The 24,841-nt window shown below is 61.5% G+C and carries 22 protein-coding genes; 15 read left to right on the top strand and 7 right to left on the bottom strand.

All coding sequences use genetic code 11. The annotated features are described in order from the left end of the window. The first annotated feature begins 77 nt into the window (after positions 1 to 77). The 3 genes from NAV33_RS15380 to NAV33_RS15370 are packed head-to-tail and all read left to right on the top strand — an operon-like array spanning position 78 to position 4,224. Complete coding sequence (locus NAV33_RS15380; RefSeq protein ID WP_255981552.1) at positions 78 to 1,655, top strand: MFS transporter; 1,578 nt, start codon at positions 78 to 80, stop codon at positions 1,653 to 1,655. Further along, entirely contained in the window at positions 1,652 to 2,836 is a 1,185-nt protein-coding gene (locus NAV33_RS15375) for an HlyD family secretion protein (protein ID WP_255981550.1), read from the top strand. Before NAV33_RS15380 ends, NAV33_RS15375 begins: the two co-directional genes overlap by 4 nt. Further along, entirely contained in the window at positions 2,833 to 4,224 is a 1,392-nt protein-coding gene (locus NAV33_RS15370; RefSeq protein ID WP_255981548.1) for an efflux transporter outer membrane subunit, read from the top strand. Before NAV33_RS15375 ends, NAV33_RS15370 begins: the two co-directional genes overlap by 4 nt. A gap of 24 nt (positions 4,225 to 4,248) precedes the next feature. Here NAV33_RS15370 and NAV33_RS15365 read toward each other — a convergent pair whose 3' ends face one another. The 4 genes from NAV33_RS15365 to NAV33_RS15350 all read right to left on the bottom strand — a co-directional run bounded on the left by NAV33_RS15365 (position 4,249) and on the right by NAV33_RS15350 (position 8,301). Next, positions 4,249 to 5,637: a PepSY-associated TM helix domain-containing protein gene (locus NAV33_RS15365; protein ID WP_255981546.1), complete on the bottom strand. Its 1,389-nt coding sequence runs from the start codon at positions 5,635 to 5,637 to the stop codon at positions 4,249 to 4,251. A gap of 119 nt (positions 5,638 to 5,756) precedes the next feature. Beyond that, positions 5,757 to 6,140: a DUF2946 domain-containing protein gene (locus NAV33_RS15360; RefSeq protein ID WP_272887380.1), complete on the bottom strand. Its 384-nt coding sequence runs from the start codon at positions 6,138 to 6,140 to the stop codon at positions 5,757 to 5,759. 102 nt (positions 6,141 to 6,242) lie between these two features. Then, on the bottom strand, positions 6,243 to 7,088 hold the full coding sequence (gene xth / locus NAV33_RS15355; protein ID WP_255981544.1) for an exodeoxyribonuclease III: 846 nt from the start codon (positions 7,086 to 7,088) through the stop codon (positions 6,243 to 6,245). A 304-nt stretch (positions 7,089 to 7,392) separates the two neighbouring features. Further along, the gene (locus NAV33_RS15350) at positions 7,393 to 8,301 is read right to left on the bottom strand and encodes a LysR family transcriptional regulator (protein ID WP_255981542.1); all 909 of its coding nucleotides are present in this window, start codon (positions 8,299 to 8,301) and stop codon (positions 7,393 to 7,395) included. A 116-nt stretch (positions 8,302 to 8,417) separates the two neighbouring features. Between NAV33_RS15350 and gcl the strand changes: the two genes are divergently transcribed. The 6 genes from gcl (at position 8,418) to NAV33_RS15320 (ending at position 16,314) form a co-directional block, all read left to right on the top strand. Further along, complete coding sequence (gcl, locus tag NAV33_RS15345; protein ID WP_255981540.1) at positions 8,418 to 10,199, top strand: glyoxylate carboligase; 1,782 nt, start codon at positions 8,418 to 8,420, stop codon at positions 10,197 to 10,199. Positions 10,200 to 10,363: 164 nt separating this feature from the next. Further along, positions 10,364 to 11,146 (top strand): hydroxypyruvate isomerase, encoded by a 783-nt coding sequence (hyi, locus tag NAV33_RS15340; RefSeq protein ID WP_255981538.1) that lies wholly within the window; start codon positions 10,364 to 10,366, stop codon positions 11,144 to 11,146. A 144-nt stretch (positions 11,147 to 11,290) separates the two neighbouring features. Further along, positions 11,291 to 12,181, top strand: coding sequence for a 2-hydroxy-3-oxopropionate reductase (locus tag NAV33_RS15335; protein WP_255981536.1), 891 nt, complete (start codon positions 11,291 to 11,293; stop codon positions 12,179 to 12,181). Between the two features lie 332 nt (positions 12,182 to 12,513). Then, the gene (locus NAV33_RS15330) at positions 12,514 to 13,785 is read left to right on the top strand and encodes a glycerate kinase type-2 family protein (protein ID WP_255981534.1); all 1,272 of its coding nucleotides are present in this window, start codon (positions 12,514 to 12,516) and stop codon (positions 13,783 to 13,785) included. A gap of 126 nt (positions 13,786 to 13,911) precedes the next feature. Beyond that, a complete protein-coding gene (pyk, locus tag NAV33_RS15325) occupies positions 13,912 to 15,327 on the top strand; it encodes a pyruvate kinase (protein ID WP_255981531.1) in 1,416 nt (471 codons plus the stop codon). A 99-nt stretch (positions 15,328 to 15,426) separates the two neighbouring features. After that, the gene (locus tag NAV33_RS15320; protein WP_255981529.1) at positions 15,427 to 16,314 is read left to right on the top strand and encodes an urea transporter; all 888 of its coding nucleotides are present in this window, start codon (positions 15,427 to 15,429) and stop codon (positions 16,312 to 16,314) included. Between the two features lie 3 nt (positions 16,315 to 16,317). On the opposite strand, the gene NAV33_RS15315 is transcribed toward NAV33_RS15320, so the two are convergent. After that, a complete protein-coding gene (locus NAV33_RS15315; RefSeq protein ID WP_255981527.1) occupies positions 16,318 to 16,542 on the bottom strand; it encodes a DUF2188 domain-containing protein in 225 nt (74 codons plus the stop codon). 267 nt (positions 16,543 to 16,809) lie between these two features. On the opposite strand from NAV33_RS15315, the gene hmpA reads away from it, so the two are divergent. The 5 genes from hmpA to NAV33_RS15290 all read left to right on the top strand — a co-directional run bounded on the left by hmpA (position 16,810) and on the right by NAV33_RS15290 (position 22,201). Next, positions 16,810 to 17,988: an NO-inducible flavohemoprotein gene (hmpA, locus tag NAV33_RS15310; RefSeq protein ID WP_255981525.1), complete on the top strand. Its 1,179-nt coding sequence runs from the start codon at positions 16,810 to 16,812 to the stop codon at positions 17,986 to 17,988. Positions 17,989 to 18,299: 311 nt separating this feature from the next. Continuing rightward, positions 18,300 to 18,476 carry a general stress protein gene (locus tag NAV33_RS15305; RefSeq protein WP_272887379.1) on the top strand — a complete coding sequence of 59 codons (177 nt, stop codon included), beginning with the start codon at positions 18,300 to 18,302 and terminating at the stop codon, positions 18,474 to 18,476. Between the two features lie 213 nt (positions 18,477 to 18,689). Then, the gene (locus tag NAV33_RS15300) at positions 18,690 to 18,869 is read left to right on the top strand and encodes a hypothetical protein (RefSeq protein ID WP_255981523.1); all 180 of its coding nucleotides are present in this window, start codon (positions 18,690 to 18,692) and stop codon (positions 18,867 to 18,869) included. 29 nt (positions 18,870 to 18,898) lie between these two features. Next, complete coding sequence (gene pncB / locus NAV33_RS15295) at positions 18,899 to 20,101, top strand: nicotinate phosphoribosyltransferase (protein WP_255981521.1); 1,203 nt, start codon at positions 18,899 to 18,901, stop codon at positions 20,099 to 20,101. 171 nt (positions 20,102 to 20,272) lie between these two features. Then, a complete protein-coding gene (locus NAV33_RS15290) occupies positions 20,273 to 22,201 on the top strand; it encodes an autotransporter domain-containing protein (RefSeq protein ID WP_255981519.1) in 1,929 nt (642 codons plus the stop codon). 91 nt (positions 22,202 to 22,292) lie between these two features. Here the strand turns inward: NAV33_RS15290 and NAV33_RS15285 are convergent, their stop codons facing one another. Next, entirely contained in the window at positions 22,293 to 23,195 is a 903-nt protein-coding gene (locus NAV33_RS15285) for an ATPase (protein WP_255981517.1), read from the bottom strand. Between the two features lie 371 nt (positions 23,196 to 23,566). Between NAV33_RS15285 and NAV33_RS15280 the strand changes: the two genes are divergently transcribed. Next, entirely contained in the window at positions 23,567 to 23,848 is a 282-nt protein-coding gene (locus tag NAV33_RS15280) for a hypothetical protein (RefSeq protein ID WP_255981515.1), read from the top strand. Between the two features lie 6 nt (positions 23,849 to 23,854). On the opposite strand, the gene NAV33_RS15275 is transcribed toward NAV33_RS15280, so the two are convergent. After that, complete coding sequence (locus NAV33_RS15275) at positions 23,855 to 24,742, bottom strand: LysR family transcriptional regulator ArgP (protein WP_255981513.1); 888 nt, start codon at positions 24,740 to 24,742, stop codon at positions 23,855 to 23,857. Between the last annotated feature and the right edge of the window lie 99 nt (positions 24,743 to 24,841).

Here is a 24,841-nt window from a genome sequence, read left to right as displayed (position 1 = left end):
ATCGCCGTCGAGCCCTGCGAAACATGCCGGAATACCTCGCACCCGTTCCCCGTTGGGAACCCCATGAACGCCCATCCATGCCCGGTTCGCCGGCGATCCTGCTGCATCCGATGCCGATGCGCATCGCCTATGCCTGCGTCGCCGTGCTGGTCGGGCTGACCGGGGGCCTGGGCAACGCGCTGTTCATCGCCAACCTGCCGAGCATTCAGGGCGACCTTGGCCTGACGCCGTCGCAAGCCGCCTGGCTGCCTGCGGCGTACTTCATGGTCAACGTTTCCGCCAACCTGTTGATGATCAAGTTCCGCCAGCAGTACGGCCTGCGCCGCTTCGCCGAGATCGGCCTGACGCTCTATGCGTTGCTGAGCATCGCCCACGTCTTCATCGAAGGGCTGGAAATGGCAATCTTCGTGCGGGCTGCCAGCGGGCTGGCGGCCGCCACCACCTCGTCCCTGGGGCTGTTCTACATGCTGCAGGCGTTTCGCAAAGCGGACCTGCCAAAAGCGGTAATTATCGGGTTCGGTATCAGCCAACTGGGCACGCCTCTGGCCTGGCTGATGTCACCGGCATTGCTGGACATGGGCGAATGGCACCGTCTCTATGTGTTCGAAAGCGGCCTGGCGCTTTGCTCGCTGGCGGCGGTGGTCGTGCTCAAGCTGCCCTTGGGCGAACGCATCAAGGTCTTCGAGCCGCTGGATTTTCTCACCTTTGCCCTGCTCGCCCCGGCGCTGGCGCTGATCGCTGCGGTGCTGGTCCAGGGACGGATACTCTGGTGGACCGAGCAACCCTGGCTCGGCTATGCACTGATAGCCGCGCTGGTGCTGATGTGCACGGCCTTCATGATCGAACATCACCGACGCAATCCGTTGCTGCACACCCGCTGGCTCGGCACGGCGGAAATGCTGCGCTTCGCCTTCGGCGCGCTCGCCCTGCGCCTGATTTTATCGGAGCAGACCTACGGCGCGGTCGGCCTGCTGCAAACGCTAGGAATGGGCACTGAACAGCTGCAGCCGCTGTATGCAGTGATTCTGCTCGGGTTGAGCATGGGTATCGCCGGCAGCGCCATGACCTTCAGCCCGACCACCGCCCTGCCGCAAATATTGCTGTCGATCGTGTTGATCGCGGTCGCCAGCTTTCTGGACATCGATGCCACCAACCTGACTCGCCCGCACGACATGTTCCTTAGTCAGGGCCTGCTGGCTTTCGCCAGCGGCATGTTCCTCGGTCCGCTGCTGATCACCGGCATCGGCAAGGCGCTACGCAACGGGCCGAATTATCTGGTGACCTTCATCGTCTTGTTCACCATGACTCAAAGCCTCGGCGGGCTGGCGGCGCCGGCGCTGTTCGGCAGCTACCAGGTTATTCGCGAGAAATACCATTCCAGTCACCTGACCGAGCAGGTGGTGCCGGGCGATCCGCGTGTCGCGCAGCGGCTGCAGGCCCAGAGCCAGGCGCTGGCGCCGCGCCAGAGCGACCCGCAGCTGCGCCAGGCGCAGAGCGCGGGGCAGCTGAGCCAGACCGTCACCCGCGAAGCCAACGTGCTGGCCTTCAATGATGTCTTCCGGCTGATCGGCACGCTCGCCATCGGCGTGTTCGGCTGGACGCTCTATCACACCCTGCGCCTTGCGCGGCAGAACAGGAATGCTCCGCCTCCATGAGTGAAACCAAACGACCCGACGAAGAAGAAACCTTGCAAACAGCCCAGCCACCGCAGGCTTCCGCCGCTGTGACCGACGCCGGCCCAGCGCCGGACGATCCGCCGAAGACGATCAAACCGAGCCGTCGCTCGGTCATGCTGATGGCGTTGGTCGCGCTCGCTGGCGTTCTGGCGATTCTCTACGCCTGGCAGCTGTGGCCTTTCAGCGGCCGAGTCGCGGTCACTGAAAACGCCTATGTGCGCGGGCAAATCACCGTGCTCGCGCCGCAGGTCAACGGTTACGTCACCGAGGTGCTGGTACAGGATTTCGAGCAAGTCGCGCGCGGTCAACCGCTGGTACGCATCGATGATCGACAGTATCGCCAACTGGTCGAGCAGCGCCGTGCCGAGCTGGCCGCGCAGCGTTTCGGGCTAGAAAACCTCGAACAGACCCTGGCTTCCAATCGCGCGACGCTGGCGTCACGCCGCGCCGAGTTGTCCGCCGCCGAAGCGGAACTGCAACGCGCTCTCGCCGACGAAAAACGCGTCAACGAGCTGGCCGAACGTGGCTCGGTCTCGATTCGCGAGCGCGATCAGATCCGCGCCAGCGCTCGCGCCGCAGCAGCAAACGTGAAGCAGGCCCAAGCCGCCATCGCCATTGCCGAACAGACCTTGAAGGCCAGCGAAGTCTCGCGCGGCGGCCTTCAGGCGCAGGTGGAAATTGCCGAAGCGGCATTGAAGCGGGCCCAGATTGACCTGGACAACACAGTCATCGAGGCGCCACGCGACGGCCGGGTCAGCGAAGTTACGGTGCGCCAGGGCCAATATGTCGCGGCCGGCTCGCAGCTGCTCTATCTAGTTCCGGAGCAGCTTTGGGTCATTGCCAATTACAAGGAAACCCAGACTTTTGCCATGCGCCCAGGCCAGCCGGTGTCGATCGAAGTCGACGCACTGGACGGTGCGCGCCTGAGCGGACACATACAGCGTTTGGCGCCTGCCACCGGGTCTGAATTCAGCGTTCTGCGTCCGGATAACGCCACCGGCAACTTCACCAAGGTGGTGCAGCGGATACCGGTGCGCATTTCCATTGATCCGGACCAGCCGCTGAGCCAACACTTGCGGCCAGGGCTATCGGTGGTCACGCACGTGAATACCAGCGGCGACGCCACAACCGCCGAAACGGCCACGGACGACAGGCGATGAATCGTCAGTTTCGCGTTCCGAGATTACTGTCGGGCCTGTTGCTGATAACGCTGGCCGGCTGCATGCCGCCGCGGCAGCCGCTGCCGCCCGAGGCTGCATTCACCCCGCCCACGCAATGGCGCGAGGACGCGGCGCGCACCGCCGAAATCTCCGCGATCTGGTGGCAGGCGTTTGGTGATCCGCAGCTGACGACACTGGTCGAAGCGGCGCTAGCACATAACACCGACGTGCTGATCGCCGCGTCGCGGGTCGAACAGGCACGCGAACAGATCCGCCTGTCCCATGCCTCACTGCTGCCGAGTCTCGACGCGGTGCTGGGGGCGCAACGCACGCGCGAGCTCAGCGTGCTCGGCATCGCCCACACCACGGCGGTGCAACCCTCGCTGCAGGTGTCTTACGAGCTGGATATCTGGGGCCGGCTACGGCGTCTGCGCGAAGCCGCGGAACTGCAATATCAGGCCAGCGAGGCCGAACGCGACGCAGTGCGGCTGGCCGTCGCCAGCACCACGGCACGTGCCTATGTCTCGCTGTTGTCGCTGGACCGGCAGCTGTCCGTGACCCGCGACACCGTTGAGTCGCGCCTGCAGGCGCTGGGTGTCGCCGAAGATCGCGCCAGCCTCGGCTACACCTCGCAGCTGGAGCTGACCCAGGCACAATCCGAATACGAAGCCGCGGCTCAATTACTGCCTCAGCTGCAGCAGGCGATTCGCGAGCAGGAACATGCCTTGCGTCTGCTCACCGGGGCGCTACCGGGCGCGGTGCAGCGCGGCGCCGGGCTGCTCGCCATCGAACCGCCGGGTGTGCCCGGCGTATTACCCTCGGAATTGCTGCGGCGGCGGCCGGATATTCATCAGGCCGAACTGTTGCTGGCGGCCAGCGACCTCAACCTGCAAGCCCAGCGCGACCGCTTCCTGCCGCAGGTACAGGTATCAGCCAGCTTCGGCCAGCTGTTCGTCAATTCACTGGATTACGACCCGGTCCGCGTCTGGGATATAGGCGCCAGCGTGCTGGCACCGATCTTCGACGCCGGGCGCCTGGAAGCGGGCGTGAACATCGCGGTCGCGCAGCGCAATCAAGCGGCCTTCGCCTATCGCGCTACTGCGCTGGAAGCTTTCGCCGAGGTCGAGAACAGCCTCTCGGCGGTGGGCAATCTGCGGCAACAGATCGCACGCGTCGAGGCTCGCCGCGAGATTCTCGAGCGGTCGCTGACCTTCGCCGAGGATCGTTACCGCGCTGGCTATTCGTCGTATCTGGAAACCCTCGACGCCCAGCGCAATCTATTCAATACCGAGCTGACCGCCGTACAACTGCGCGAAAGCCAGCTCAATGCGCTGATTGGTCTCTATCAGGTACTCGGCGGTGGCTGGCAGGCCGCCGCCGAGCGCTGAAGGCTTAGCCCAGCCGCTGAAGGCTTAGCCCGGCTGGCGCAGGGTTTCGCGATCGGTGCGCCGTATACCGCCGAATACCCACTCGGCAAAGAGGAACAGAACCAGGCTGCCACCAAGCACCGGCAAGCAGTAACCGAACAGCACCGCAAGCCCCACCGTCACTACTCGAGCAGTCGGTGACAGATCGCGCAGCGCCCGCAGCACACCGGGCTTGCGCACAGGCGAACGGCGGCGCCACCACATCAGGTAACCCCAGCTCACCAGCGTCACCAGGCCGAGCGCGGTGACGGCAAGCAGCAGTTGGTTGGCCAGGCCGAACAGCGAGCCCATGTGCGCATCGATACCCCAGCGCGTCAGCTTTGCCGCCAGCGGGAAACTGGCGAAATCGATGCGGTCAGCGATCGTCAGCGAGCGCGGATCGATGGCTACCGCGTCGACCTGAGTCGGCCAGCTGCGATCAATTTCGGTCACCGTCCAGGCTCGATCAGGGCCTGCAGCCGGAACGATTTCCAGCTTGCCGGCGTCGATACCGGCGCGGCGCGCAGCAGCCAGCACAGCATCGAATAAGGCAAGGTCGCCAGGCTCAGCCGAAGCCATTTGCATCCCGGCGTGATGGGCATGTTCACCTGCAGGAGTAGCCGCCTCGCCGGTCAGCGCAGTGGATACGCTCGGCGTGGACATACCGAAGGCCGCCCGCGCGACGCCAATGTTGCCCCCCGCCCAGCGCGACCACGTCAGGCCAGTGGCGGAGAAGAACAGCAACCCCAACAGCAACCATAGCCCCAGCGTGGCATGCCAACGGCGCAGGGGTTGCGTCCTGGCCACGCTCGCCTTTCGGCGCCGAATAACCCAGAGCGCCAGTCCGCCCAGCGCCGCAACCCATAGCCAGGATGCGGCCAGCTCGCTGTAGATCCGGCCGAGCTCGCCCAACAGCAGGTTGCGATGGAACTCATCGATCCAGGTCCGCAATGGCAGCACACCTGTGGTGCCGTAAACGACCAGATCACCGCGGATGTCGGCTGTTACCGGATCGATGAACACGGCTCGACTTTCTGACGGCGCCAACCCCGGCGCGCTGAACATCACCCGCGTGGTTGTGCCGGGTTGCGGTGCCGGGCGCACCGCCGAAAGCGTCGCCGCCTCGCCGATGTGCGCTTGCGCGACTTCGATCTGACGCGCCAGGGGCAGCGACGGACCGGTGCTATCGGTAAACAGCTGTTCGGCGTAGAGCTGGTTTTCCAGCTGTGGCGTCAGCGCGTAAAACAAGCCGCTCAAGGCCGCGACGAGGATGAAAGGCCCGACGAACAAGCCGACGTAGAGATGCAGGCGGATTAGCAGCGCCAGCAGCGGTCGCTGCGCCCGGGATGCCAGGGGTGGCGCTTCAGGCTGGGCACCAGAAATGGATGACGACATGAAGAATCACTCGATCGAGAAAACATGGCCAACCCAGCGCTTCGGGTTGGCGACACGGACCACCGCCACCAGCCGTACTCACGCAGCAGTTAGGTGGGGCCCAAGTAGTTTTGGAACGATCAGGTGAGCGGAGAAGCGCGGGGATTAAGACTGGGCCAGCGGAAACGCGGTGCCAGCGGCGTCGCCATGACGACCGGAAGGACAACCAACTGCACCAGCCGCGGCTCGTGCAGCTCCGGCGTACTGTTGGGAATTGCAGCCAGCGACGCCGAGCCCGCCGCGCAGCAACACGGCATACCGATGTGATGTGCGGGGCCCGGCTTCGGCATCGGTTCGCTGTCATGCGACGCGTGGACGATAGGAGTCGCGTGACTGTCATGCGTGGCGAGATGGGAGGAATCGTGCCGGTTGGCCTCGCCCATTGGACAATGCCCAACCATGCCCGACATCTGCGCGCCGGCACCCATCAGCGGCATCGCGAACAGATGCAGCAGCACCGCCAAAGCGGCTATCCAGACCGGGGCGCGACGGGGGCGGTGCATGGTTGTCAGACGGCTCCTGCAGAATCGGATAAGGACGGAAGGTGCCGCATTGTTCGCTTTCGGTCAGGGTTGATCTGGGTTGCGCCTGGTCTTGCCGCGCTTCGGCGCAGGTTTTTCGGCCGCTGACTCGCCACGCAGGATCACCCAGGTTGGCGCGTGATCGCTGGCGTGTTCCTGGTCGCGCACCCAACGATCGACGCCAGCGTCGGCCAACCGCGGCGCCAGATCGGCGCCCAACAGCAGGTGATCGATGCGCAGACCGGAATTCTTTTGCCAGTGCTGACGAAAATAATCCCAGAAGGTGTAGATACGCTCGTCCGGGTACTTGGCGCGTAGCGCGTCGGTCCAACCCTGGTCCAGCAGCCGTTGGAAACACTCACGGCTCTCCGGCTGCAGCAGTGCGTCCTTGGTCCAGGAGCGCGGATTATAGATGTCCTCGTCAGTAGGCACCACGTTGTAATCGCCGGCCAGCACCACCGGGTGGCCGTTGGCGAACAAGCCGGCGGCGTGCTCGATAAAGCGCTCGAACCAGCTCAGCTTGTAGTCGAACTTCGGCCCCGGCTGCGGATTGCCGTTGGGCAAATAGAGGCAGGCGATGATCACGCCGTGCACCGCCGCTTCAAGGTATCGGCTATGCGTATCGTCCGGATCGCCGGGCAGGCCGCGGCGGATTTCCAGCGGATCGGCGCCACGCGCGAGGATCGCCACGCCATTCCAGGATTTCTGCCCGTGCCAGATGGCGCCGTAACCGGCGGCGCGGATGTCGTCGATGGGAAAGTCCGCGTCCTGCGCCTTCAGCTCCTGCAGACAGACCACATCGGGCTCTTCGCGGGCCAGCCATTCGAGCAGATTGGTCCGGCGCGCGCGGATGCCGTTGATGTTGAAGGTGGCGATTTTCAGGATATCCACGAGAAGCCTCGCGCCGATGAATGACCTTATTGTGACTCGCGGTGGCGCGGCGTGGTTCGCTTCCAGCCGGTTCCGCGTCGAGCAGGCGGATGTAGAGCCGTTCGCAAGATGACGGTGGGCTGAAGCCCACCCTACACAACTGCGTATCCGGCCTGGCCGTAACTGCAACACACAGAGGTAGGGTGGGCTTTAGCCCACCGAAAAACGCGCCAAACACGAGGGTCGAGAGGCTTCAGACCAACCGCCAGGCCATGCGGTGGGCTGAAGCGGAGCGCCGCCCGTCCCACCCTACATCGTGGTCGTCTCAGCGGGTTTCCCAATAGCCGGGCGCGTTGTAGATCGCCTTCAAGTAGTCGATGAAGAAGCGCACCTTGGCCGGAAGATAGCGCTGTTGCGGATACACTGCCTGAATGTCATAGGCCGGCAATGCGTATTCGTCGAGCACCGTCACCAGCTCGCCGCGCTTGAGTTCAGCCTGGATTTCCCAGGTCGAGCGCCAGCCGATGCCGAGCCCCTGTTTGACCCAATTGAACAGCAGCTCGCCATCGTTGCAGTCGAGGTTGCCAGCCACTCTCACCGCGACCTGACGGCCATCACGCAGGAAGGTCCAGCCGCGCTGCTGGCCACCCTGCAGGTTGAACGCCAGGCAGTTGTGCCGCGTCAGGTCTTCGAGCGTGCGCGGTACGCCCTGCAACTCGAAATAATCCGGCGCACCGCAGACCACTCGGCGATTGGGGAACAGTTTGATGGCGACATAGTTGGGGTCGGTCACTTCACCGATACGAATGCCCATGTCATAGCCGTGACGCACCAGGTCGACCACGCTGTCGGTGAAATTGAACGACAGCTGCAAATCCGGATAACGCGCCTGAAACGCTGGCGCGTGCGGCCCGATATGTCGCCGGCCAAACGCAGCTGGTGCCGACACCACCAGATGCCCGCGCACCGAAGTACGGTGATGGCTGATGCTGGCGTCCGCTTCCTCGAAATCCTTCAGCAGGCCGCGTGCGCGCTCCAGATATTGCTCACCGAGATCGGTCAATGCCAGCCCGCGGGTGGAGCGGTGCATCAATTTGACGCCCAGGTGCCGCTCAAGCGCATCGAGCCGACGCCCCATTACCACCGGTGTAACACCTTCCTTCAACGCAGCCGCAGCAAAGCTGCCGTATTCGGCCACCAGCACAAAGCTGTGCAAGGACGTATAACGATCCATTCGATACTCCTGATATCGACAGAACTGAAGTTTCGACTAATTCCCCCATCCAATCTACGGCTTCATGCTTGGGCCACGTATAAAAACTATCGAGTCAACGTCAGGAGGAATGATCCATGGCCCGAATGAGAGCAATTGACGCCGCAGTAGCGGTGTTGCGCAAGGAAGGCATCGATACTGCCTTCGGCATCCCCGGTGCCGCGATCAACCCGCTGTATTCCGCATTGCGCGCCGACGGTAGCATCCGCCACATCCTGGCTCGCCACGTGGAAGGCGCCTCGCACATGGCCGAGGGTTACACCCGCACCAAGGCTGGCAACATCGGCGTGTGCATCGGCACTTCCGGCCCGGCCGGCACCGACATGATCACCGGGCTGTATTCCGCCTGGGCCGACTCCATCCCGATCCTCTGCATCACTGGCCAGGCGCCGCGCGCACGCCTGTACAAGGAAGACTTCCAGGCAGTGGATATCGAGTCCATCGCCAAGCCGGTAACCAAGTGGGCCGTTACTGTACGCGAGCCGGCACTGGTTCCTCGCGTATTCCAGCAGGCCTTCCACGTAATGCGCTCCGGTCGTCCGGGCCCAGTACTGATCGATCTGCCGTTCGACGTGCAGATGGCTGAAATCGAATTTGACGTAGAAACCTACGAGCCACTTTCGGTTTACAAGCCAGCGGCCACCCGCAAGCAGATCGAGAAAGCTATCGACATGCTCTGCGCCGCCGAACGTCCGCTGATAGTCGCGGGCGGTGGTATCTACAACGCCGGCGCCGAAGCGCTGCTGGTTGAGTTCGCCGAGGCAGTTGGCGTGCCGGTGATCCCGACCCTGATGGGCTGGGGCTCGATTCCCGATGACCATCCGCTGATGGCCGGTATGTGCGGCTTGCAGACCAGCCACCGTTACGGCAACGCCAACATGCTGGCCTCGGATTTCGTACTCGGGATTGGTAACCGTTGGGCCAACCGCCACACCGGTTCGGTCGAGGTCTACACCAAGGACCGCACCTTCGTGCACGTGGATATCGAGCCGACCCAAATCGGCCGAGTATTCTCACCGGACTTCGGCATTACTTCCGATGCTGGCGCCGCGCTGAAGCTGTTCGTCGAAGTGGCCAAAGAGCGCAAGGCCGCTGGCAAGCTGCCGGATCGCAATGCCTGGGCCGCCGACTGCCAGGAGCGCAAGCGTACCCTGCTGCGCAAGACGCACTTCGACTCGGTGCCGATGAAGCCGCAACGCGTATACCAGTGCATGAACAACGCCTTCGGCAAAGATGCCTGCTACGTCAGCACCATCGGTCTGTCGCAGATCGCCGCCGCGCAGTTCCTGCATGTCTACAAGCCGCGCCACTGGATCAACTGTGGCCAGGCCGGCCCGCTCGGCTGGACCATTCCTGCAGCGCTCGGCGTGGTTGCGGCTGATCCGCAACGCAAGGTAGTGGCGCTCTCGGGCGACTATGACTTCCAGTTCATGATCGAGGAGCTGGCGGTAGGTGCGCAGTTCAAGCTGCCCTACATCCACATTCTGGTGAACAACGCTTACCTCGGCTTGATCCGCCAGGCACAGCGCGGCTTCGAGATGGATTACTGCGTGCAGCTGGGCTTCGAGAACATCAATGCCGACCAGAGCGGCATGGAAGGCTACGGCGTCGATCACGTCGCGGTGGTCGAGGGTCTGGGCTGCAAGGCGATCCGCGTGTTCCGCCAGGAAGAGCTGCAACCGGCCATCGAACAGGCCCAGGCCTGGATGGCCGAGCACCAGGTACCGGTGGTGATCGAAGTGATCCTTGAGCGTGTGACCAACATCGCCATGGGCACCGAGATCGACGCCATCAATGAATTCGAGGCGCTGGCTGAAGGCCGAGAAGATGCACCGACCGCGATCGGCTTGCTGGATTGATTCAACCGTAACCAAACGCGTGGAAGGCGCTTCGCGATCTTCCACCCTACGCAAGTGAACGTAGGGTGGATGTCGCGAAGCACATCCACCAACACCCCCGACGGGTCTGGTAGCAGTAGCTTCCAACCCGTTCGGGGATTGTCCCTACAGACAAGGAGATACCCATGCCCCGTTTTGCCGCCAACCTGTCCATGCTGTTCACTGAGATGGATTTTCTCGATCGATTCGCCGCTGCTGCCGAAGCCGGCTTCAGCGGTGTCGAGTACCTGTTCCCCTACGACTACCCAGCCGAGGAGATCAAGGCACGCCTGGACGCCAACGGCCTGACTCAGGTGCTGTTCAACCTGCCGGCCGGCGACTGGGCCAACGGTGATCGTGGTGTTGCCTGCGATCCGGAGCGAGTCGAGGAATTCCGCGCTGGGGTCGACCAAGCCATCGCCTACGCCAAGGTTCTGGGCAATACCCAGGTCAACTGCTTGGCTGGCATCGCCCCTAAGGGTGCTGACATTGGCAAGCTGGAAATTACCTTCATCGAAAACCTGCGCTACGCCGCGAAGAAGCTGGAAGCCGCTGGTATCCGTCTGGTCATGGAAATGATCAACACCCGCGACATTCCGCGCTTCTTCCTCAACAACACCTCGCAGGCGCTGGAGATTCGCGACAAGGTCGGCAGCACCAACCTGTACCTGCAGTACGACATCTATCACATGCAGATCATGGAAGGTGACCTGGCACGGACCATCGAAACCAACCTGGCAGCGATCAATCACGTGCAGCTGGCCGACAACCCGGGCCGCAACGAACCCGGTACCGGCGAGATCAACTACCGCTTCCTGTTCGAGCACCTGGACCGCATCGGTTATCAGGGCTGGGTAGGCTGCGAGTACAAGCCGGCCACCACTACCGCCGCCGGCCTCAGCTGGATGAAGGCGCACAACGCCATTTAGCAACCCTTGGAAAAACGTAAGCGAGGCAGGCAAGACGAGGCGAAGACAACCGAAGAAATGAGCATTCTGAGGGCTGTTTTCAACGATGTATTGTCAACGCAGGTAGTTTTTTCAGCGACCCAGACGAATTAGAGGAACACACTCATGGCTAAGATTGGATTTATCGGAACCGGCATCATGGGCCTGCCCATGGCTCAAAACCTGCAGAAAGCCGGCCACAGCATTTTCATCTCCACCCATCATGACCCTGCCCCGGCAGCACTGGTTGAAGCAGGCGCCGTAGCCCTGGCCAACCCGAAGGAAGTCGCTCAGGAAGCCGAGTTCATCATCGTCATGGTGCCGGACACCCCGCACGTCGAAGACGTGCTGTTCCGCGAGAACGGCATCGCCGAGGGCGTCGGCCCGAACAAGCTGGTGATCGACATGAGCTCGATCTCCCCCAGCGCCACCAAGCAGTTCGCCGAGAAGATCAACGCTACGGGTGCCCGCTATCTCGACGCGCCGGTATCTGGTGGTGAAGTCGGTGCCAAAGCCGCTTCCCTGTCGATCATGGTCGGTGGTAGTGAAGAAAGCTTCGCTCGCGCCCTGCCCCTGTTCCAGGCCATGGGTAAAAACATCACCCTGGTCGGTGAGAACGGTGACGGCCAGACCGCCAAGGTAGCCAACCAGATCATCGTCGCGCTGAACATTCAGGCCGTCGGCGAGGCGCTGCTGTTCGCCGCCAAGAACGGCGCCGACCCGGCCCGCGTTCGCGAGGCACTGATGGGTGGCTTCGCCAGCTCGAAGATCCTCGAAGTTCATGGCGAGCGCATGATCAAGGGCACTTTCGATCCAGGCTTCCGCATCAGCCTGCATCAGAAGGACCTCAATCTTGCCCTGGCTGGCGCGCGCGAGCTGGGTCTGAACCTGCCCAACACCGCCAACGCTCAGCAGGTGTTCAGCACCTGCGCGGCCATCGGCGGCAGCGGCTGGGACCACTCGGCACTGATCAAAGGCCTGGAGCACATGGCCAATTTCTCGATCCGCAAGAAGTGATCGCGAAGCAACAGAGTTGAGTTGAGCCGCGCTATCCAGTGTTGGATCCAGACAGCAACGCAGGGTAGCGCTGCGCTCAACGCCACTTGCAAGTCATGAGCCGGCTGCTGTGCGGAGTGCTTGGAATCAAGTCCCCCACGACGCAATGCTCCGTTCAGCAACCAGTTCATTCGCCGCCTTCGGGCGGCACCCCTTTCGACCTGCTCGGCAGAAGGAGTCACGGCCCGATTGCCGGGCGGGTCGATTCCAAACCTTAGTGCTTGCTTTTTTACTTGCGTAACCGAGCACTAAGGTCTGGAATCGGCCCCAGACCCCATTAGAAGGAGCTGTACATGAGCCTCGATCCGCAAGCCTTGTTGCGCGAGCTGTTCACCGCCGCCATCGATGCCGCCCATCCGCGCCAGGTGCTGGCCGATCATCTACCGGCTGACCGTAGCGGGCGCGCCATCGTCATCGGTGCCGGCAAGGCGGCCGCCGCCATGGCCGAAGCTATCGAAGCAGCATGGCAGGGCGAGCTCTCCGGACTGGTAGTAACCCGCTACGGTCACGGAGCCAATTGTCGCAAGATCGAGGTGGTGGAAGCCGCACACCCGGTACCGGACGATGCCGGCGAGCGCGTCGCCCGTCGTGTGCTGGAAATGGTCAGCAACCTTGAGGAAAGCGACCGGGTGATATTCCTGCTGTCCGGCGGCGGTTCCTCGCTGCTGGCGCTGCCGGCCGAGGGCATCAGTCTCGCCGACAAGCAGGCCATCAACAAGGCGCTGCTGCGTTCCGGCGCGCACATTGGCGAGATGAACTGCGTACGCAAACACCTCTCGGCGATAAAGGGCGGCCGTCTGGCCAAGGCCTGCTGGCCGGCCAGCGTTTACACCTATGCGATTTCCGATGTACCCGGCGACGAGGCTACGGTAATCGCCTCAGGCCCTACCGTGGCCGACCCGACCACTTCGGCCGAAGCCTTGGCAATACTTGCCCGTTACAGCATCGAGATACCGACCAATGTTCGCGCATGGCTTGAAGATCCGCGTTCGGAGACGGTCAAGCCGAACGACCCATGTCTATCACGCAGCCATTTCCAGCTGATCGCAAGGCCCCAGCAATCGCTGGATGCGGCGGCCGAAAAAGCGCACGCTGCCGGCGTTACGCCGCTGATTCTCGGTGATCTGGAAGGCGAGTCGCGTGAGGTCGCCAAGGTTCATGCTGGCATTGCCCGTCAAGTGGTCCTGCATGGCCAGCCGATCACGCCGCCCTGCGTGATTCTTTCCGGCGGCGAGACCACGGTGACCGTGCGCGGCAACGGACGCGGCGGACGCAACGCGGAATTTCTTCTCAGCCTGACGGAAAACCTTCAGGGCCTGCCGAACGTGTACGCATTGGCCGGCGACACCGATGGTATCGATGGTTCGGAAGACAACGCCGGCGCCGTGATGACACCGGACAGCTACGCCCGCGCCGAAGCCCTCGGCCTCAAGGCTGCGGATGAGTTGGCCAACAACAATGGCTACGGTTACTTCCAGGCACTGGACGCCTTGCTGATGACCGGGCCGACACGCACTAACGTCAACGATTTCCGCGCCATCCTGATCCTGCCGCCGTCCCGCTAACGGCGGTTGCGTGCGCGCTGCTGCCAAGCGCGCTTGTCGATGTGTTCGTTATACGCATCGGCTGCACGCCTGTTGCACGCGTCTGTTACATGCGTCCCATAACAACTACTGCCGATAGAGCCTGCCATGACACCCGACAAGAAGGTCAAGATCCTCGCCACCCTGGGACCGGCCACTCGTAGCATCGATGATGTGCGCGAGCTGGTGGAAAACGGGGTCAATCTGTTCCGCCTCAACTTCAGCCACGGCGAGCATGCCGATCATGCTGAGCGCTTCGCCTGGATTCGCGAGGTCGAACGTCAGCTCAATCAGCCGATCGGCATTCTTATGGACCTTCAGGGACCCAAGCTGCGCGTCGGTCGCTTTGCCGAAGGCAAGGTGCAACTGGTTCGCGGTCAAACCCTGCGTCTGGATCTAGACCCGACGCCAGGTGACTCCAGCCGGGTTAATCTGCCGCATCCGGAAATCATCGATGCACTACAGCCGGGGATGAGCCTGTTGGTAGACGACGGCCGGCTGCGTCTGACGGTAATCGCCAAGCATGCCGACGCCATTGACACGCGCGTGGTTGCTGGCGGCGAGCTGTCCGACCGCAAAGGTGTCAACGTGCCAGAAGCGGTGCTGGAACTGAGCCCACTGACCGACAAGGATCGCCGTGACCTGGCCTTCGGCCTGGAACTGGGCGTTGACTGGGTGGCGCTGTCCTTCGTTCAGCGACCGCAGGATATTCACGAGGCACGCGGGCTGATCGGCGACCGCGCCTTCCTCATGGCCAAGATCGAAAAGCCATCGGCGGTGCAGCACCTGCGCGAGATTGCTCGCCTGTCCGACGCGATCATGGTCGCGCGTGGCGATCTCGGCGTTGAGGTACCGGCGGAAAACGTTCCGCGTATCCAGAAGAACATCGTCCGCACCTGCCGCCAGCTCGGCCGACCGGTGGTAGTGGCGACCCAAATGCTCGAATCGATGCGCTTCTCCCCCGCTCCGACCCGCGCCGAAGTTACGGACGTGGCCAATGCGGTAGCCGAAGGGGCGGACGCGGTCATGTTGTCGGCGGAAACCGCCTCGGGCGACTATCCGCTGGAAGCCGTGAGCATGATGAGCAAGATCATCCGCCAAGTAGAAAGCGGGCCGGATTTCCAAGCCCAACTCGATGTACACCGTCCAAACGCCGAGGCGACTCTGCCGGACGCCATCAGCTGCGCGATCCGCCGTATCTGCGGCATTCTGCCCGTGGCGGTACTGGTCAATTACACCGAGTCCGGGCGCTCCAGTTTGCGCGCCTCGCGCGAGCGGCCCAGCACGCCGATTCTCAGCCTGACGCCAAACCTGGCGACAGCCCGCAAACTGACTGTGGCCTGGGGGGTGTATTCGATGATCGATGCGCCGATGCAGGACATGGAGCATGTCTGTCTGAACGCATTGGAGCTGGCTCGTGCCCAAGGCATGGCTGGCACCGGTGACACGGTGTTGATCACTGCTGGGGTGCCTTTAGGACAACCGGGAACGACTAACTCGCTGCGTATCGAGACGCTCAACTAGCTCAACCAAGCTGGCATTCGCCTGCATCTCAATATGCGATGCAGGCGGCATTCGCATTAAACCGCCGCCCTTCTCTCACCGGTTCTCAAAACCTCACAAATGCGCCGTACTTTCCTACCGCACGCGTCACACGCGGTGCTCAACGGTGTCAGTCAGATTTTCCTGCACGCCAATCCGACCTGCGGGTTGCTGATGCTCATGACCATCACCTTTTACGCGCCCTCTCTGCTGGCTGGGACGCTGCTCGGTCTGCTCAGCGGAACCCTCGCCGCCCGGTTGCTGGGGTATGCGCGCCAGGACATCGAATCCGGGCTCTACGGCTATAACCCGGCGCTCTTGGGGCTGCTGGTCACGCTTGTACTGGGTTCATCACCGCTGGCTCTGTTCCTGGTGGTGGTTGCCGGAGCGCTGTCGAGCCCGCTGCAGCGATATTTGTTGCGCGCCATGCGCGAGCGCGGCGGGCCAGCAGTCTTCACCCTGTGCTTCGTTCTGCTCGGCTGGCTGGTGCTGGTAGTGGCGGGCATGCTCGAGTCGGTCGCAGAAGCACGCCTGCCCGAGCCCAGGCTGGACGGATGGGGCGCGGTGGGCGCCATGGCAAGCGGCGTTGGGCAAGTGATGTTTCTCGGCGAGGCCGGAGCCGGACTCTGTTTGCTGCTAGCGATACTGGTTGCGGACAGGCGCGCCGGATTGTGGGCGCTTTGTGGCTCGGCAGTTGGGGTGTATTGCGCCCTGCTGACCGGCGCAACGGAACCACAGGCGCTAGCGGGGCTGGCTGGGTATAACCCGGCGTTGGCGGCTCTTGCGTTGAGCCAGGTGCACCGCTCGGCGCTGGCACCAGCGCTGGGCATCGCACTGGCGATAATTTGCAAACTGGCCTTCGATCAACTGGGTATTCCAGCGCTGACCATGCCCTTCATCCTTGCCTGCTGGGCGGTGGCGCTGGGTACTCGACTGATCCAGCGCCAGCTTGAAACGCAAACGGTCTGACCTTCAACCCTTGGTCGCGCGCGGGTCCTGGTCGCGCGGGTAGGTCCGCTCTTCTTCGATCTGTCCGTCAGCGGTATGGATTTTCACCGAGGCAGTACGCAGTTTCATATAGTCACGGGTCTCGTTGATGATGTCCTCCTTGGTCGTGGCCTCGAGCAGTGCCCGCTTGTCACCCTCCTCGCGCAGCACCCAACGGTCGTCGTCATGCGTGATGTGGTAGTTCTCCATGTTGCCTCCGTAAGCTAATCGATAGTCAAAGCTATAGAACGCTGGCACGCGTAGCGGTTCGTTCGGCATATCGACGCAGGTACTTATCACCTGACAGGGTAAAAATTACCGAGCCGATTATGGTAATAACCACCATCCCCACGCTAAAGCCCCGATTTCAGGCCGATTCCAAGCTGGAACAGATATTGAAAGGGATGCGCAACCTGTCCGTACTGCGCGATGGCTGCGCAATACATGGGCGGTATTTCCCCACTATTGGAGTTCACCATGCTCAGTGCTGAACAACGTGCCCTGATCAAAGCCACCGTCCCGCTGCTGGAGACCGGTGGCGAAGCGCTCACCAGCCATTTCTACAAACTGATGCTTGCCGAGCACCCCGAAGTGCGCCCCCTGTTCAACCAGGCGCATCAGGCCAGCGGCGATCAGCCCCGCGCCTTGGCAAATGGTGTGCTGATGTATGCCAAGCATATCGATCGCCTGGATCAGCTCGGTGGACTGGTGTCGCAAGTGGTCAACAAGCATGTGGCTCTGCAGGTACTGCCGGAGCACTACCCTATTGTCGGCTCCTGCCTGTTGCGGGCCATACGCGAGGTACTCGGCGCCGAAATCGCCACAGATGAAGTGATCGAGGCCTGGGCCGCAGCTTATGGGCAACTTGCCGACATCCTCATCAGCACCGAAGAACAACGCTATAGCGCTACCGCTGACGCACCCGGTGGCTGGCGCGGCGCCCGGCGTTTCCGGATTGCCCGCAAAGTAGTCGAGAGCGCCGAAATCGTCTCCTTTTATCTGGAGCCAGAAGATGGCGGCGCGGTCGTCGCTCACAAGCCTGGCCAATACATCGGCTTGCGCCTGCAAGTCGACGGGCAGGAGCTACGCCGCAATTATTCGCTCTCCGCAGCCAGCAACGGCCGCAACTACCGCATCAGTGTCAAGCGCGAGCCCGGCGGCGTAGCCTCCAACGCCCTGCATGGAATGGAACAAGGTCAGAGCCTCGACCTGTTCGCTCCGGCTGGCAAGTTCACCCTGCAGCCTAGCGATAAGCCACTAGCGCTAATCAGCGGCGGTGTTGGCATCACCCCAACTCTGGCGATGCTTGAGGAGGCCGTCACCACCGACCGGCCGATCCACTTCATCCATTGCGCACGCAATGCCGATGCGCATGCGTTCCGCCAGACTATCGATGCGCTGGCCGAGCAACATGCTCAGCTCAAGCGCTTCTATTGCTATGACGAGCACCACAGCAGCGAAGCCCAGCCGGACGCCGTGGGCCTGATGACCGAAGAGAGGCTGGACGCCTGGCTACCAGCCGATCGCGACCTGGATGCCTATTTCCTCGGCCCTAAACCCTTCATGGCGGCGATTCGCCGGCAGCTGCGAACGCTTGGAGTTCCGGAGCATCAGACCCGCTTTGAATTCTTCGGCCCGGCTTCGGCGTTGGAGTAATTAGCCAGACGGCGTGGCTGCAGGAATCTCGGCCGCCGCGCTGAAGGTCGGTTACGTGATGCGCCCTTTAGCCATCCGAACTCAGGCAGTTCCTTCGTGGATAATGTCTAGTTCAAGATGCAAACTTTCAAAGCGTGCCGTTTCGCTGTGCCTTCATAACGCCATAACCCCACGATATTTGTAGATAACCATTCGTCTGCCGTTTGTTCTTTGCTGGAAACTCCAGAGGCGGAACCTAACTCTCAAACCATGAAGGCTGATGAAGTTGTGCAGCCCTGCAGAAAGTCTCTATCCATCGAGGAGAAAAAGACATGACAAACAAGAATCCCGGCAATTTTGCCAACGACCGCGAAAAAGCGTCGGAAGCTGGCAAGAAGGGCGGCCACAATAGCGGCGGCAACTTCGCAAACGACCGCGAAAAGGCCTCTGAAGCAGGCCGTAAGGGCGGCCAGAACAGCCACGGCGGTGGTCGAAACAGCAACAGCTAATGTGTGTCGCTAAAAATAAAGGCAAAGGTTAAATACCTTTGCCTTTTTGTTTCATATTTAATTTTTCATCGTTACGGCAAAATAAAAGGACAGTTTTGCCTACGACAATAAGCCGACACTTTTAATATTAAATTTGTTTTAAATCAATCCACACAAATTCTCGACAAATCGAGTAACTCAGCCATACCAAACCACTGCAGGAACCGTATCGACATGATCAAAGCTAATAACGAAACGGTGACAACCAATCCTGGTGATCAAGCGCCGCCTGGTACGCCCGGCACCGGTGAAGATACTTGCCCGGTGTGCAACGGCAGCGGCCGCAGTGAGTCCGGTGAATGCCAAAACTGTGGCGGTACCGGCAAGGTGGTCGAAGGTATCGGCGGGGCCTGATACATGTCGGCAAACAGGAGCAGCAGTCAATGAGCGCTAGCGCCTTTTCCGACCGTATCATCCAGAGCCTGCTGGACACCGACTACTACAAGCTGACGATGATGCAGGCGGTGCTGCATCACTACCCCAACGCTGAAGTCGAATGGGCCTTTCGCAGTCGCTCCGAGGAAGACCTTGCGCCTTACCTGAGCGACATTCGCCAGCAGATCGAGGCGCTCGCCGCGCTTAGAATCAATCAGGAAGAACTCGCCTTCCTCGAACGTATCCCCTACATGCAGCCGGATTTCATCCGTTTCCTCGGGCTGTTTCGCTTCGATTTGCGCTACGTGCGGGTCGAGGTCGAAGCGGGCGAACTGGTGGTCTACCTGCGCGGCCCTTGGCTGCATGTGATTCTTTTCGAGGTGCCACTGCTGGCGATCATTAGCGAAGTCCGCAATCGAGCGCGCTACCCCCATGTAACCCTGGAGCAAGCCGAGGAGCGGCTCGAAGATAAACTTCAGTGGCTGCGCGACGAAGCCACCGATGAGGAACTCGCCGGGTTCAACCTCGCCGACTTCGGCACCCGCCGACGCTTTTCCTTTGCGGTCCAGGCTACGGTCGTCAAACGTCTGAAGAGCAGTTTCCCCGGCAATTTCGTCGGCACCAGCAATGTTCACCTCGCCCGCATACTAGATCTAAAGCCCATGGGAACCATGGCTCACGAGTGGATCATGGCGCACCAGCAACTGGGTCCCAGGCTCATCGACAGCCAAAGCGCGGCGCTGGATTGCTGGGCGCGCGAATACCGTGGCGCGCTGGGCATCGCCATTACCGATTGCATCACCATGGATGCTTTTACGGCCGATTTCGATCTGTACCTGGCGAAGTTGTTCGACGGCCTGCGCCACGATTCCGGTGACCCAGTCGAATGGGCGGAAAAGGCCATCACCCATTACCGCCGTCTTGGCATCGACCCGATGACACGGCAACTCGTGTTCTCCGATGGTCTCGACTTTCCCAGGGCGCTTGGCATCTACCGCTCCCTGGCAGGCCGCAGCAACACCAGTTTCGGTATCGGCACGCAACTGACCTGCGACATCCCGGGCGTCGAGCCGACCAACATGGTGATCAAGATGACCAGTTGCAACGGTCAGCCCGTGGCGAAAATATCCGACTCCCCGGGCAAGACCATGTGTCGCGACGAAGCTTTCGTTGCGTACCTCAAGCATGTGTTCGGTGTGAACGGTCACTGAATGCTGATTCGCCCCCGGCTCATTAATCCGTTAGAGCGACAGAGTTTCGACCGGAAAAATGACGCTTTAGAGCGCTTATGACATACCCCTCCGAGTTATTAGTTTGAGTGGTCAGGGGCTGAAGCAGTCGCCGACCACGAAGCCAACAAAAACAACAATAGGAGATTTTTGATGCGAAGCGCTCGCACACCCCTTGCCCTCGCAGTGCTACTGAGCTGTGCGTCAATGACGGCCGCAGCCGACACAGGGCCATTCAGTCAATTCGTGAATTTTGGCGACTCACTCAGTGATGCCGGTAACTTTCCCGACCTGGCCAGCCCACTTCAAAACGGGTTGCCGACCGGCGGTCTGCGCTTCACCAACCGCACCGGTCCGACGTACGCGCCGAACAACACCGAATATGCAGGGCAGGTTGTTACCCAGGTACTCGCCGATCGCCTGGGCCTGCAGTCGCTGCCCTCGACACCCCTGCTGCCAGCGCTGTTGACCGGCAATCCGGACGGTACCAACTATGCCGTGGGTGGTTACCGTTCGGATCAGATCCTCGACTCGCTGAACGATAGGTCGATCGTCGATACCGGCACTGGTCTGTCTCGCAGTCGTCCCGGCTATCTGGTGGAAAACCCGCAAGTCGACCCGAACGGGCTGTACTACCTCAATGGCGGCGCCAACGATATTTTTCAGCTCGTCGAAGGGACTTCCCCCATCCCAATCACGATGGCGCAATCAGCCGCCAATATGGTCGCGGCTGTGGGTGCACTTCAGGCGGCCGGCGCGCGCTATATCGTGATCTCCGACCTGCCGGACGTTGGCAATACCCCTCTGGGCAACAGCCTGCCAGGCTTCAGCACGGTGCTGAACGACCTGAGCGACACGTTCAACGCTGAACTTTCCGCTGGACTCCAGGCGCAGGGTGGCAATTACGTGCTGCTGAACAACCGACTGCTGCTCTCGGAAGTTCGCGCGGACCTCGCCCGCTATGGATTCGACCCGACCATCGATCAGACCGCGGTGTGCTTCGACGGGGGCAACTGCCCGCTCGACCCCAATTACGGTCTGGGCACCGCCAACGCCGATCCGAGCCGCCTGCTATTCAATGACCAGGTGCACCCCACCACGGCAGTTCATCAGATCAGTGCCGACTACATCTATTCAATTCTTTCCGCGCCGGCTGAGGTTTCGCGTTTGCCTGAAATGGGCCGCTCGGCCTTGCGCAATCACCTGCAGATGCTCGACAACGAGCTGACCGTGCAGCGCGGTAATTGGCAATCGATCGGTGCCTGGCGCACCTTCGTACAGGGTGGCTACAACAGTCCGGAATACGACGGCTTCGGCGGTGGCGATGGGGACAACCCAACGCTTGCGATCGGTGCGACCAACCGAGTCAGCGACAACTGGCTGGCAGGGCTCAGCCTTGGGCTGGGACAGAACTCGCTGACCTTGGGCGAGGGAGACTCGGATTACGACATGCGCAGCTACCTAGCCACGGCATTCGCCAGCTTCCAGCAGGAACGCCTGTTCGCTGACTTCAGTGTGAGTGCCGGTTACCTGGACTACGATGATCTCGAGCGCACCTTCGCCCTCGGCGTCGCCGAGCGCTCCGAGAAGGGAAGTACTGAAGGAATGCTTTGGGGCGTTTCGGGCAAAACCGGCTTCAACCTGATGCAACAGGGCGAACGCCTTCAGTTCGGCCCGTTCATCGGCGCCAGCTATCAGAAAATCGAAGTCGATGGTTATAGCGAAAAAGGCGCCAGCGCTACCGCACTGACCTATGAAGACCAGGAGTTGGACTCGCTGCGATTGTCGCTCGGTCTATTTGGCGGCTATGCGCTGACCGAGCGCACTCGCCTTTTTGGTGAAGTCGCACGCGAGGTCGAACGCAAGGATGACGAACGTGACGATCTGCGTATGTCGCTGAACAGCGTACCGAACAATAGCTTCGAGCTGCCCGGCGCCACTCCCACCGGCGATCAGACACGCTTCAGCGTTGGTGTCGCGCATCAGCTCACAGCGGGACTCAGCGTTCGCGCCAACTACAACTACCAGGGTAACGACAACCGTAACCATGGTATCGGCCTATCCCTGGCGCTGGATCTGTAATACCTCTTCTCGTTTGGCTTGCTCTGGCTGAGCCGCTGCGTTCATTGCGCCGCGGCTTTTTTTACGATTCATCGCGAACCAGCGCCGAAGCCTAGCGGCGATCGATTTGCTCCTGCAGGTTGGCGATCTGCCCTCGCAGGGTGCTGAGGTTGCGCGTCATCTGTGCGCGGAATGCATCGAACTCACCGATATTCACACCCGGCGTGGCGGCCGGTCGATTGTCCAGCTCGCTGCGCAGAATCAGCACCTCCTGTTCGAGGCGGCTGACTGCCGGATTGGAATCACCTCGCTGTTTCAGCGCGGCGATGTCGTTGCTCATCCCATCCAATCGAGCGGAAAGTTTGTCGATGCTGTCGGATGAGCCCTTCAGTTCGTTCACCGTGGAATTCAGCGCCGCCTGCTCGCTGGTCAGCCCTTTCAGGCCTTCGGCAAGGGTCGCGGCTGTGCCCTGCTGGTTACGCACGTCTGTCGCTACCGCTTCGACCCGCCTGGCCTGTTCGTCCAGGCGCTGATCCTGATTACCCTGTTTGCCCGTCAGGCTCTGCTGCTGAGTAGTGATGGCGCGCTGTTGCTCCGCCAGATCGAGCGCCTGCTTCTCAAGCTGTTTGATGCGCAGTTTCAACGCTTCGCCTTCAGTGGTGACGCTGGACTCCGTCGCTACCATCTTTCCGGAGATATCCTGCAGCCTGCCTGCCGCGTCTTCGCTGATCCGCGCGAAGCTTTCCTGAGTGGCGACCACTTGCGCCTCGAGCCGGGAGATCTGTTGCATGCTCCACCAGCCCAGTGCCGCCAATGCGGCGAACAGCGCCGCAATCATCACCCATAGCGGTGCGGTGCTGACGCCGCGGCGCTTCTGCCGTGATCGCCCATCATCCGAGCGGCTTTCCACGGGCTTGCTGATCGGCTCAAGCTCCGGCGCGGGATAGGGATCGCGGTCACGGCCAGCGGTCAGGCTGGGTACATGGTCCAGTTCGTCGTGAGCATCGTTGCGCATGGGATACCTTTGATGGCGCGAAGCGAGAGTCAACGCGCAGTATAACGATTCAGCAGCGTCACTTCAGCGATGAGAGGATGGATAAACGCACCATCTGCAAGCGCGCAGGCGTTGCCACGATTCAAGGATGTGCAATGCGCCGCAGCGGTTAATAGGCAACAGCGCTGGCCCGCTCTTAAAACAGAAATCCTATACATACCCAAGCCAGCCACGCCGGGCTTGGAGCGAAATTCTGATGCGAAATGCGCCGAAAACCGAAGCTTGGTACGCCTGTTGCTTTGGTAGTCATGCCAGTGGATAGCATTTGCCGACAAGGATGTCGGGCCTAGGGATTCGGGCGGCTGAGGCGGAACTAAGAGGAACGAATCATCATGGAGTTCAACAAGGCTGTACTCGATTGCATGCAGACTCTTCGCCGCCGGTTACGCGAAGAACAACAGCTTGATATCCGCCTGAGCCAACCCGACGCCATCATGGCGATGCTGACGGCATGCCTAGGCTCCAGTGACGAAACTACCCGCGACCTTGGCAGACAATTGGCCGCCTACAGCGATATGCCGCCGCCCGTTTTGGCGAAACCTTCTCCTTCCGCAAGCAGCAACGGTTACACACCATCGGTGCGCATCTATCGCGGCCAGCGAATCATGGCCTGAACACGCTCAATCGACCAGCCATTGCCTGACCGAGCGCGTGAGTTGCTGGGTAAGTTCGGCGAGCAACTCGCCGCCATTGCGCCAATGATGCCAATAGAGCGGCACATCGATCGGTTTGCCGCGAAACACATCGACTAGCGCCCCACTAGCCAGCTCACCGCGTACCTGAAGCTCAGGTACTAGACCCCAGCCAAGATCGCTCTGCAGCAAGCGAACGAAGCCCTCGGACGACGGACACAGGTGATGACTGAAGGCACCGCTGAGACCCAGCGAGGCCAGATAGCGACGTTGCAATTGATCATCAGGACCGAACACTATCGCTGGCGCCCGCAATAGAGCCTCCGTCGGCGGATCGCCGCTCAGATGGCGGGCGATGAAGGCCGGACTGGCAAGGGCGCGATAGCGCATGGCACCGAGAAACTGACTGCGCGCGCCGGCCAGCGGACGCTCCACCGCGCACACGCAGGCCGCCACTTCCCCCGCCCGCATGCGTTTGAGGCCCACCGCCTGATCTTCCAGCACATGATCGAGCACCACCCCATGCGCCGTGCAGAACGGCGCGACCGCCTCGGCCCACCAGGTCGAGAGACTGTCGGCATTGAGGGCGATACGCAGCCTTTCCGGCAGGCGGCTCTCATCCAGTTCCGGCACTTGCCCCTGTAGATCGCGCTCCAGCAAACGCACCTGTTGCACGTGATTGAGCAGACGCCGACCCACTTCAGTCGGCTGAGGCGGCGCAGCGCGCAATAGCACTGGCTGCCCGAGCCGGGCCTCCAGCAACTTAATGCGCTGGGACACTGCCGATTGCGACAGCCCCAGCGCTTGGGCGGCGCGATCGAATCCAGACTGCTCGACCACAGCCGCCAGAGCGACCAACAGTTTGTAATCGAACATCAGATTTCCTTATATAGCATTAAGATATTTCGTTTTTCTTATACGACAGAGCCACCGAGACTGTGAGCATTCATTCGAATGCGAACAGGCAGAGCGACT

The organism is Stutzerimonas stutzeri (genome assembly GCF_024448715.1).
In the GTDB taxonomy this organism is placed as follows: Bacteria; Pseudomonadota; Gammaproteobacteria; order Pseudomonadales; family Pseudomonadaceae; genus Stutzerimonas; species Stutzerimonas stutzeri_AR.
This window is presented reverse-complemented; position numbering and strand designations above follow the sequence as displayed.

Coding starts and splice junctions, on each gene's coding strand:
- NAV33_RS15380 (WP_255981552.1), top strand. CDS start 78: ATGCCCGGTTCGCCGGCGATCCTGCTGCATCCGATGCCGATGCGCATC.
- NAV33_RS15375 (WP_255981550.1), top strand. CDS start 1,652: ATGAGTGAAACCAAACGACCCGACGAAGAAGAAACCTTGCAAACAGCC.
- NAV33_RS15370 (WP_255981548.1), top strand. CDS start 2,833: ATGAATCGTCAGTTTCGCGTTCCGAGATTACTGTCGGGCCTGTTGCTG.
- NAV33_RS15365 (WP_255981546.1), bottom strand. CDS start 5,637: ATGTCGTCATCCATTTCTGGTGCCCAGCCTGAAGCGCCACCCCTGGCA.
- NAV33_RS15350 (WP_255981542.1), bottom strand. CDS start 8,301: ATGGATCGTTATACGTCCTTGCACAGCTTTGTGCTGGTGGCCGAATAC.
- gcl (WP_255981540.1), top strand. CDS start 8,418: ATGGCCCGAATGAGAGCAATTGACGCCGCAGTAGCGGTGTTGCGCAAG.
- hyi (WP_255981538.1), top strand. CDS start 10,364: ATGCCCCGTTTTGCCGCCAACCTGTCCATGCTGTTCACTGAGATGGAT.
- NAV33_RS15335 (WP_255981536.1), top strand. CDS start 11,291: ATGGCTAAGATTGGATTTATCGGAACCGGCATCATGGGCCTGCCCATG.
- NAV33_RS15330 (WP_255981534.1), top strand. CDS start 12,514: ATGAGCCTCGATCCGCAAGCCTTGTTGCGCGAGCTGTTCACCGCCGCC.
- pyk (WP_255981531.1), top strand. CDS start 13,912: ATGACACCCGACAAGAAGGTCAAGATCCTCGCCACCCTGGGACCGGCC.
- NAV33_RS15320 (WP_255981529.1), top strand. CDS start 15,427: ATGCGCCGTACTTTCCTACCGCACGCGTCACACGCGGTGCTCAACGGT.
- NAV33_RS15315 (WP_255981527.1), bottom strand. CDS start 16,542: ATGGAGAACTACCACATCACGCATGACGACGACCGTTGGGTGCTGCGC.
- hmpA (WP_255981525.1), top strand. CDS start 16,810: ATGCTCAGTGCTGAACAACGTGCCCTGATCAAAGCCACCGTCCCGCTG.
- NAV33_RS15305 (WP_272887379.1), top strand. CDS start 18,300: ATGACAAACAAGAATCCCGGCAATTTTGCCAACGACCGCGAAAAAGCG.
- NAV33_RS15300 (WP_255981523.1), top strand. CDS start 18,690: ATGATCAAAGCTAATAACGAAACGGTGACAACCAATCCTGGTGATCAA.
- pncB (WP_255981521.1), top strand. CDS start 18,899: ATGAGCGCTAGCGCCTTTTCCGACCGTATCATCCAGAGCCTGCTGGAC.
- NAV33_RS15290 (WP_255981519.1), top strand. CDS start 20,273: ATGCGAAGCGCTCGCACACCCCTTGCCCTCGCAGTGCTACTGAGCTGT.
- NAV33_RS15285 (WP_255981517.1), bottom strand. CDS start 23,195: ATGCGCAACGATGCTCACGACGAACTGGACCATGTACCCAGCCTGACC.
- NAV33_RS15280 (WP_255981515.1), top strand. CDS start 23,567: ATGGAGTTCAACAAGGCTGTACTCGATTGCATGCAGACTCTTCGCCGC.
- NAV33_RS15275 (WP_255981513.1), bottom strand. CDS start 24,742: ATGTTCGATTACAAACTGTTGGTCGCTCTGGCGGCTGTGGTCGAGCAG.